Source organism: Streptomyces sp. NPDC001914 (assembly GCF_042891215.1).
Lineage (GTDB): Bacteria > Actinomycetota > Actinomycetes > Streptomycetales > Streptomycetaceae > Streptomyces.
The window spans coordinates 244,297-252,148 of sequence record NZ_JBIASW010000012.1; the positions used below are offsets into that span (position 1 = coordinate 244,297).

General features: G+C 72.0%; 5 protein-coding genes. 1 reads left to right on the forward strand and 4 read right to left on the reverse strand.

Going from position 1 to position 7,852, the window contains the following annotated elements; all coding sequences use genetic code 11:
* Positions 1 to 641: 641 nt before the first annotated feature.
* The 4 genes from ACFYYF_RS30135 to ACFYYF_RS30150 all read right to left on the reverse strand — a co-directional run bounded on the left by ACFYYF_RS30135 (position 642) and on the right by ACFYYF_RS30150 (position 6,290).
* On the reverse strand, positions 642 to 1,322 hold the full coding sequence (locus tag ACFYYF_RS30135) for a ScbR family autoregulator-binding transcription factor (RefSeq protein ID WP_388780682.1): 681 nt from the start codon (positions 1,320 to 1,322) through the stop codon (positions 642 to 644).
* Between the two features lie 605 nt (positions 1,323 to 1,927).
* Complete coding sequence (locus ACFYYF_RS30140) at positions 1,928 to 2,644, reverse strand: ScbR family autoregulator-binding transcription factor (RefSeq protein WP_388780683.1); 717 nt, start codon at positions 2,642 to 2,644, stop codon at positions 1,928 to 1,930.
* 723 nt (positions 2,645 to 3,367) lie between these two features.
* Positions 3,368 to 4,144, reverse strand: a complete 777-nt coding sequence (locus ACFYYF_RS30145) for an SDR family NAD(P)-dependent oxidoreductase (protein ID WP_388780684.1) — start codon at positions 4,142 to 4,144, stop codon at positions 3,368 to 3,370.
* A 1,258-nt stretch (positions 4,145 to 5,402) separates the two neighbouring features.
* Complete coding sequence (locus ACFYYF_RS30150) at positions 5,403 to 6,290, reverse strand: HAD family phosphatase (RefSeq protein ID WP_388780685.1); 888 nt, start codon at positions 6,288 to 6,290, stop codon at positions 5,403 to 5,405.
* A gap of 334 nt (positions 6,291 to 6,624) precedes the next feature.
* Here ACFYYF_RS30150 and ACFYYF_RS30155 point away from each other — a divergent pair.
* On the forward strand, positions 6,625 to 7,852 hold a 1,228-nt coding region (locus ACFYYF_RS30155; protein ID WP_388780686.1), incomplete at its 3' end, for an AfsA-related hotdog domain-containing protein.

The following is a 7,852-nucleotide window of genomic DNA, read 5'->3' on the forward strand; positions in this document are numbered from 1 at the left end:
CCAACGGCAACGGCAACGGCAACGGCAACGGCAACGGCAACGGCAACGGCAACAAGACACCACCGACCGGGGGCGGCAGCCGCCGATGCCGATGCCGCCAGCCTCTCCCGTCGGCCGCCGGCTTGGAACACTCCCGGCTTCCAGCCCTCGTCGGCCCCGTCGAACACCGGCATCACCAGCCCGGGGGCGGCACCTGCCGACTCCAGGCTCCCGGCTCCCGGTTTCCGTCGACCTCGGCCTCGGCCTCGGCCTCGGCCTGGGACGGCATCGGCCGGCTCCCGCTTTCCATCAACCCCGGCCGATCACCGGCGGCGCAGCTTCGGGCGGCACAGGCTTCCATCTGTCCCGCCCACCACCGGCCCCGTCGACCGTCGGCATCGCCGGCCCACATCGGCGCACCCGCCTTCGAGCGACACGCGCCCGCCCGCTTCGGGAGACACGCACTCCCGTCGATATCGCCGCCGTCAGCGTCGCCAGCTCCCGCCGGCACTCCCGGCTCCTCTCGGCGCCACCGGCTCCCGGCGGCATACCGGGTTCAGACTCACCGAGACCGGACCACCCCCACCGGGCCGCCCGTTCTTCGCCCCCACCGGCGTCACCGGTTCAAGGCGCGCCCGTCACAAGGAAAGGGCGGCGCCCCGTCACCCGGCGGCTTCGTCCCCGGCTTCCGGCCCGCCCGCACCACCGGTGGCACCGGTGCCGCCGGTGCCGCCCGGCTCGACGCGTACCTGCTGCGGCGAGGCGGCCAGCAGCGGCAGCAGGAAGGTCCAAAACCGTGCGGTGCGCTCCAGCGAGACCCACTCCAGGTCCCAGCCGCTGAGCGTCTCGAAGCCGACCGTCGCGGCGACGACCGCGGCGGCCGCGTCCTCGGGCGAGACCCCGCCGGCCAGCTCCCCCTCCTCACCGGCCTGGACGATGAGGTCCCGCACCCACTCGCACCACCACCGCACCAGCCCCCCGGCCTCCCCGCCGCCCTTGAGGGAGGGATCGTGACTGAGCTTGAAACCGGCCCTGACCACAGGATCACCGGCCACCGCCGCGAGCAGCCGGCACGTCGCGTCGACCAGGGACTGCAGCAGGGTGTCCGCATCACCACGGCAGCCCGCCGCCATCTTCCCCACCACATCGGCCGCGGCCCCCTCCACCTCCCGCGCCAGCGCCTCCTTGCTGGCGAAATGGAAATGCAGCGCACCGGTGCTCACCCCGGCCCGCTTGCTCACCGCGGGCAGGCTGGCCAGCGCATAACCGTTGTCGGCGAAGACCTCGGCCGCAGCGACGATGAGGGCCTCACGCGTACGAGCCGCCCGCGCCTGCTTGACCATGTGCACCCTCCCTGCCGACCAACCCATTCCCGACACCCACTTTACCAAACCGCACGTCTGGTTGGTTATTGCTCCGCGGAACGACCCCCTCCCGGAACACCTCACCAACGAGGCCGGAGAGTTCCCAGCTCACCAGGGAGACACCCGGACAAGCAGCCACCCCCGCCGCCCCGCCCGCCCGCCGGGAACGGGCCACCCGGTCGGTTACCGGCCCGCCCCGGCCCGTCCGGCCACGGCGAAACCCGCACCCCGCACAGAGCGCCGCAAAACCTGCCGCCACCGCCACCCCCGGCCGCAGAAAGGACCGGCCACAGAAACCTTCCGCCAGGTTTGATTGAACGCCACCCGCACCCCCGTATCCAGCAGGCACCACCGTGCAGCCGGACGGAAGCCCGGAACCCGCACCCCGCGGGCACCGCCCCGGAGCCGGACGGACGGACAGGCCCGCATCCCGCGACCGGACAGAAGAGAAGAAGGCCGGAATCCGCATCCACGACAGGACGCGAGGCCGGAGTCCGCGGCCGGCCAGAGCCCAGAGGCAGGCGAAGCCCAGGAGCGGGCGGGGTCCGGGGGCGGGTGCCCCCGGGGGCGCGGAGCGCGTCGCGTCAGCCCGCCGCCGGCTGGGGCTGAGGCCGGGACGAAGACGGGGACTGATGCCGGGGCTGAGTGAACTGGGCCTGGGCGGCCGGGTGTTCGCCGGCTTCCTGGATGACGCGCAGCCCCCGGTCCGGCGCGATGTCCAGGTTGACCAGGGCGGCCGGGGTGGCGATCGCCGGAAGGACGTAACGGAAGAGAGTGGAGGCCCGCTCGGGCAGATCGGCCCAGTCGGCGTAGGCCTCCGACAGGTACTGCATGCCCAGCCAGGCGCCGAGGATGAACTCCGCCGTCTCGCGCGGATCGATGTGCGGCAGCACCTCGCCCTGCTCCTTGGCATCCGCGATCTTCGCCGTCACCAGCTCGGTCCACGCCGGCCACGCACTGCCGAACAGCTCCCGCCCCTGCACGTCCGCGGAGAGCCGGATACCCGCCATCAGCACGACATCCCGCGGAATCCGCTGAGCCAGCGTCATGCAGATGTCCACCAGCTCCTGGAGCTTCAGCTCACGCGGCATCCAGTAGTCGGCCGTGATCTGCGCGTCGATGACCCCGCGCGCCAGCGCTTCCTTGGAACCGAAGTGGAAGTAGAGAGCACCCTTGGTCACCTCCGCACGCTCGAGGATCTCCGCGATGGTCGCCGCCGCATAACCCCGCTCGGCGAACACCGCCGCAGCCGCCTCCACAACAGCGCGCCGGGTCCGTACCGCACGTTCTTGCTGTGCCATGGGACCCTCCAGACCAGCGAAAACAAAACCGAACGTGAGGTACCTTACCCCACCGTCGGCCTCCTACCCCGGACAGACCAAGCCAACCCGCACCCGGCCACCACCCCCCGCGCCCCAACCACCCCCACCCCGCCACCAGCCGCACCCACCACAACGCGAGCGCGCACCACCAGCACACACCGAACCCCGCACACACCGGGCCCCGGCACACGCCGAACTCCCGGTGGACACCGGCCGGCCCGACACCGTGAACACGACCGAGGTACCAACCGGCACCGCCCCATCGACGCGCACACCACTCGCACCATGCCCGCACCACGCCGGCCCTGCACCACCGGCCCCGCACCGTGCCAGCACCCCGCGACGGCACCCGCACCACCAGGACCACCCCACACTGTTCTCGGCGGCACCAAGGGAAGCCACTCCGCAGCGGCCGCCCGGCACCACCACCCGCCCCACGGCACCGGCCCGCACCCCAGCGACACGTGCACCACCGGCGCCCGCCCCACAGTGGCCGCCCGCACCACACCGCCGCCAACCGCCGCGCCGCCAACCACCCGCCGCCGGCCAACTGCCTTCTACGAACTGCCGTCTACCACCTCCGTCTGCCGTCTGAAACGGTCAGACCGCACCGCACCACACCTCACTGCACCGCACCGCCCCGCACCTCACTGCGCTGCAGTGCACCGCCCCGCCCCGCACGGCGCTGCCGGCGGCGGGTGGTCACCAGGCGGTGCGTCCGCCGTCCACCGGCAGGGTCGCCCCGGTGATGAAGCTCGCCTGCTCGCTGCACAGCCACGCCGCCGCCCGCGCCACCTCCTCCGGATCGGCCGCCCGCCCCGCCGGCGCCGACCGCAGAGCGCGCCCGCTCAAATCCGCATCCCGCAGCCAGACATCGACCATCTCGGAGCGGGTCAGACCCGGCGCCACCGCGTTGACCCGTATCCCGGACCCCGCGTACTCCACCGCGGCCGCCTTCGTCAGACCGATCACCGCATGCTTGGAAGCGATATAGGGCGCGCCGGTGGAGGAGGCGACCAGACCGCCCACACTGCTGGTGTTCACGATCGCGCCGCCGCCGCTCTCGAGCATCGCGGCGATCTCATACCGCATGCAGTTCCACACCCCGCGCACATTGGTGTCCATCACCGTGTCGTAGGCATCGTCGTCCAGCAGATGCAACGGCGACCTCTCCAGCCCCACCCCCGCATTGTTGAACGCCACATCCAGCCGCCCGTACCGCTCCACCACGAACTCCACCGCAGAGCGCACCTCCCCCGAACAGCGCACATCCGCCACCCGCCAGCCCGCCCTCGCCCCCGCCCCCTCCAACTCCCCCACCAGCGCACGCAACCGCTCCTCACGCCGCGCCACCACAACCACCACCGCACCCTGAGCCGCGAACACCCGCGCCGCACCCGCACCGATCCCACTGCTCGCACCCGTGATCAACGCAACCTTCCCCGCCAACAACAACCCCGCACCCCCACTCACCCCCACACCCCCAACCCCACACCCGCCACACAGACACCCGCACCCGCACCCCCACCGGCACCGGCACCGGCACCCGCCACACGGACGACACCCCCACCGACCGGCACCGCCCTCCCCACCGACAGCACCCCCGCCGCACCCCCGACCGCCCGCGACCCACACCAAATTCCGCCGCCGGCACCGCTGAACAGCGCTGCTCTCACTGCCGGCACCAGCCCCGCCGCATCCACGCTCACACCCGCACCCCCAACCACCCGCCACCCACACTCACGCCGATACCGCTGCCGGCACTGGTGACCGGCACCGCTCTCCCCGCCGGAACCGTCGGCCGAAACCGTCCTCCTCACCGCCGACACCCCCGCCGCACCCCCAACCGCCCGCCACCCGCACGGGCGGCACCCGCACCAGATACGGCCGCCGGGACCGTGGAGCAGCGCGCCCCTCCCGGCCGGCGACAAGCCCGCCGCACCAGCACCCGCCCCCGTGCCCGCACCGGCAGCCGGCTCCGTCCTTCCCCCCGGCACCGGTGACCAGGACGGTCCTGCCCACCGGCTACGACCCCGCCGCAACCCCAACCGCCCGCCACCCACACCGAATACCGGTGCCGGCACCGCTGACCAGCGCACCTTCCCGACCGGCATCGGCCCCGTACCCGCCCGGGCCGCACCCGCACCCGCTCCGTTGAGCAGGACCGTCTTCCCCGCCGGCACCAGCCGCGCCGCCTCCGCACCGACACCCGTGCCCGCACCGGCAGCCTGCTCCGTCCTTCCCGCGGGAACCGTTGACCGGGGCGGTCCTCCCCGCCGGCAACCGCCCTGCCCCAACCCCAACTGCCCGCGACCCGAACCGAATACCGCTGCCGGAACCGGTGACCAGCGTGCCCACCCGGCCGACACCGACCCCGCACCTGCCCGGGCCGCACCCGCACCCGCACCCGCACCCGCACCCGCACTGGCGGTCGGCTCCATCCTTACCGCCGGAACCGTTGACCAGGGCGGTCTTCCCCACCGGCTACGACCCCGCCGCAACCCCAACTGCCCGCCACCCGAACCGAACACCGCTGCCGGAACCGGTGACCAGCACGGCCTCCCGGCCGGCTCCAGCCCAGCACCCGCCCGGGCAGCATCCGCACTGACACCGCCGGAACCGTCGGCCCGGGCGGTCACTCCTGCGGACACCAGCCCCTCCGCACCCGCACCAACACCCGTGCCCGTACCGGCGACCGGCCCCAGCCCCGCCAGCATCAGCCCCGTCGCACGCCCGCTCACACCCGCCCGCCACCCACACAGACCGCCGCACCCGCACCCGCACCCGCACCGACACCACTGCCGGCACCCGCGGCCAGGACACTCTTCCCCGCCGGCACCAGCCCCGCACCAGCACTCACGCCCGCACACGCACCCGCACACGCACCCGTGCCCGCGCCGGCGAGGGCCGGGGTGCCGGTGCCGGTGCCGGTGCTGGTGCCGGTGCTGGTGGGGGTGGGGTGTTCCGGGGGCCACACCGTGTCGAGGGCGGCCTCGCGGTCCAGGGTGTGCAGCAGCGGTCCGTCGATCGCGTCCAGACGGTGCACCAGATGCCGCACCCCCGCCTCCCGCATCGCCTCACGCTGGAAACCGTGCCCCGAGGGGCTGGGATGCCCGATGAACGGCGCCCGCACCGCGCGGGCATGAACGGCGAACCGGGCCACGTCGTCGATGAACAGCACCCGGGAGGGCTCCAGCCCGAAACACCCCCGGGCGATCTCCGCGATCCCCGGCCGGAACCCGTCCGTGCACACATAACCCGGCCCGCTGAACCACGACCGCCAGCCCCCCAGATAGCGGTCGAAGTGCCGCTGCCCCAACCCCCCGTAACACACCACGTCCCACCCCAAACCCCGCAGCCGCCCCACCAGCCCCAAAGCACCGTCAGTCAGCCGCACCGGATGCTCCCGCACATACCGCTCACGCTCCGCGAAATACATCCCCGTCACCCGCCCCGCACCCACCCCCGACCCGATCGCCCGCGCCAGCACCTGCGCCGCCACCCGCCGCGGCTGCGACAGCACCGCCGACTCCAGCTCCCGCGTATAGGCCACCCCGTGCGCCACCGCGAGACGGCGGATCACCGGAGAGAACGTGTCCTCCAGCAGCACACCGTCCAGATTCACCGCCACCGCCCCAAGCCCCGACACCCCGGCCATCCGGCACCCCCTGGTCGCAGAACCCCACGGACACCGGCGGACACCAGCGCCCGTACCACCCGGTTCCCGCCCCGCACCCACCCGCACAGCACGCGAAAGAAAACCGTCAAGCAGGTTTCGACTTGGCGCACACCCCCGGCCGGGCAGGACTTTCCCCCGACACACCGCAAAAACGGAGGCAGTTATTCACGTTTCCACCATGAACTTGGTGAACTCTTTACCTAAGGCTTCCGGCCAACAAAACCGGTAGGTCCGTATCTTATGGAGGCGTCGGACACGGCTTCAAGACCGGGGGACAGCCATGAACCTGATCACCGCCGAAAGCAGCCCGCAGACAACCGTCTTACCCCGCCTGACCACCACGGTCCCCAAGGAATACGTCCACCGCGCCAGCCTCGCCGAGGTCTTCCTCACCTCCTGCACCGCCCACGGCGACCTCACCTACACCCTCACCGGACAGTGGCCCCGCGCCCACCCCTACTTCACCACCCCCGACGGCACCCACCACGACCCCCTCCAGGTCGCCGAGACCTTCCGCCAGGCCGGCATGACCATCGCCCACACCGCCCTCGACGTCCCCCTCGGCCACCACTTCATCCTCTGGTCCCTCAGCCACACCACCCACCCGAACACCCTCACCATCGGCCCCACCCCCACCGACTTCACCATCCACGCCCACTGCACCCACCTCAACCAACGCCGCAACACCATCAACCGCGCCACCCTCCACTACACCCTCCACCGCAACAACACCCCCATCGCCCACGGCAACGCCACCTTCACCACCATCAACCCCACCATCTACACCCGCCTCCGCGGCACACCCACCACGGCCGCAGCCGCGACCGGCACGGCCAACACAGCCGCCACCCCCGGGACAACACCCGGCACGCCCACCACAGCCAGAACCACCACCGCGGCCAGCACCACAACCACAGCCGCGGCAGAGGACACGACAACGACCCACACCGCGGCAGGCACAGCTGCGGCCGCGGCCGGCACAGCCGTCACCCCCGGGACAACACCCGGCAGCACAACGACGAGCAGCTCAACCCCAGCAGCCGGAACGGCCTGCACCTCCGGTACGCCAGGCACGGGTGCAACTGCGGCTACGAATACGGCAGCAACCACGATCACGGGACCGCGTCAGCCGATGACACCCGCCTCCGTCAACCGCCGCACCCCCGCCGACGTCGTCCTCACCCCCACCGGCCAGCCCCACCAATGGCTGCTCACCCCCAACCTCGACCACCCCACCCTCTTCGACCATGCAGGCGACCACATCCCCGGCATGGTCCTCATCGAAGCCGCCCACCAAGCCGCCTACAACACCGCAAACACCCCCCACTACACCCCCACCCACACCACCACCCACTTCCACCACTACACCGAACTCGACCAACCCTGCACCATCCACACCACCCACCACACACACCACAACAACCACACCACCACCGAAATCACCGGCACCCAAAACAACCAAACCACCTTCACCACCACCATCACCGCAACCACCACACCACCCACCA

Bases quoted from the DNA above. Each gene is read 5' to 3' on its own strand.
- ACFYYF_RS30135 (WP_388780682.1), bottom strand. From the start codon at position 1,322: ATGGTCAAGCAGGCGCGGGCGGCTCGTACGCGTGAGGCCCTCATCGTC.
- ACFYYF_RS30140 (WP_388780683.1), bottom strand. From the start codon at position 2,644: ATGGCACAGCAAGAACGTGCGGTACGGACCCGGCGCGCTGTTGTGGAG.